1 protein-coding gene is annotated in these 1,126 nt (G+C 52.9%); it reads left to right on the top strand.

All coding sequences use genetic code 11. The annotated features are described in order from the left end of the window. The first annotated feature begins 117 nt into the window (after positions 1-117). Complete coding sequence (locus ACOVRA_RS08830; RefSeq protein ID WP_421719965.1) at positions 118-1,068, top strand: peptidoglycan-binding domain-containing protein; 951 nt, start codon at positions 118-120, stop codon at positions 1,066-1,068. Positions 1,069-1,126 lie beyond the last annotated feature (58 nt).

Genomic DNA, 1,126 nt, shown 5'->3' on the forward strand with positions numbered 1-1,126 from the left:
TCATGTATATACATGATTTTTATTGACTTTATAAGTTCAAGATGACTTTCTGCTTATGGTAACCATGTGTTGAATATCTGCATAATCGCACCAATTCACGTTTGTAAGGTCGCATCTATGAATCGCATCGCCATTTGGTCTTTATCGGCAAGTTTGCTGGTCCCCGCGCTTGCATCGGCACAACAGCCGCTCGATTTGCAAATGCCGGCGCAAGCTAAGCCCGGTCAATGCTATGCACGCGTGCTGGTCGCGGCGACCTATCGCACTGAAACAGTACCTGTGATTATCCGCGATGCGCATGAAAGCGTGCAGGTGAGTGAACCTGTATTCAAGACCGAAGTTAAGAGATTTCAAGTAAGCGACGCCTACAAGAATTACGTCGTAACCCCCCCGACCTTCCGGACAGAACAGCAGAAGATCGTTGTTCGTCCTGCCCATGAGCGCTTGCGTGCTTCCCCGGCCGTGATTGGAACCCGTCCCGTAACAGTGGTGATCCGCGAGCCACGACTGGTTTGGCGTCCCGGTAGCAAGGGCTCAGAAGTGCGTCGCATTGATGCGGCCACGGGCGAAGTTTTCTGCTTGGTTGAAGAGCCAGCTAAGACTGCAGTGATCCAGCGCGAGGTCCAAATCACGCCGGCTCAAGTCTCCCGCGAGAGTGTTAGGGCAATTGAAGAAACCATCGAACGACGCATTCTTGTCACGCCGCCCTCGGTCCGTGAAGAATATGTCAAGGCGGATACCCGTGATATCCGGGTCCAAACCTTGGTGGAGCCAGCGCGCGAAGTTCGCACCAAAGTAGAGCCTCGCACCGGCACCATGCAGCGCCAGATCGAAGTGACACCGGAGCGATATGAGTGGGTGCCAGTTGTGTGCGTCGATACGGCAGAGGGCAAGCACTCTATCCAAGCCGTTCAGCGTGCCTTGGCTGCCAGAAAACTCTATAACGGTCCCATCGATGGCGTGATCGGCTCGAAGACCAAACAGGCATTGGCGGCTTTCCAGCAGGCTAATGGTCTTCCTGGGCAAGGTAATTTAACCGTAGCAACTGCTCGCGCCTTAGGTTTGTGATATATCGTTCATTTTGGGTACTTGAGATTGTTCAGTGCCGGAATACTTTTCAGTTGAT

This window comes from Aquidulcibacter sp. (genome assembly GCF_049239865.1).
Classification (GTDB): domain Bacteria; phylum Pseudomonadota; class Alphaproteobacteria; order Caulobacterales; family Aquidulcibacteraceae; genus Aquidulcibacter.

Excerpts from the sequence above, each read along its gene's own strand:
- ACOVRA_RS08830 (WP_421719965.1), top strand. The coding sequence starts at position 118 with ATGAATCGCATCGCCATTTGGTCTTTATCGGCAAGTTTGCTGGTCCCC.